The sequence below is a fragment of the Mesorhizobium sp. M1C.F.Ca.ET.210.01.1.1 genome (assembly GCF_004791585.1).
In the GTDB taxonomy this organism is placed as follows: Bacteria; Pseudomonadota; Alphaproteobacteria; order Rhizobiales; family Rhizobiaceae; genus Mesorhizobium.
Window position 1 is genome coordinate 1 of the sequence record NZ_SRUU01000244.1, and the last position, 278, is coordinate 278.

Sequence of the window (278 nt, forward strand, 5' to 3'; positions counted from 1 at the left end):
GCGCGACAGCGCCTCGGCAACACGGTCTTCGCGCACCTTCAGCCCGGCAATCGCGCTGTCGGACAGCAGCCGCGACACATTGGCCAGCAGGCCGATGCCATCCAGCAGGTTCACCGCGATCAGCGGCAGCGTGACGTTGAGCTGGAAGTTGCCGGTCTGCCCGGCCACGGTGATCGCGGTGTGGTGGCCGATCACCTGCGCGCAGGCCATCACGGTTGCTTCCGGAATCACCGGGTTGACCTTGCCCGGCATGATCGAGCTGCCCGGCTGCAGTGCCG

Annotated in this window: 1 protein-coding gene; it reads right to left on the reverse strand. The window is 67.6% G+C overall.

The window, feature by feature from the left end; translation table 11 throughout:
• On the reverse strand, window positions 1-278 hold a 278-nt coding region (locus tag EN853_RS33760; protein WP_245517539.1), incomplete at both ends, for a lyase family protein.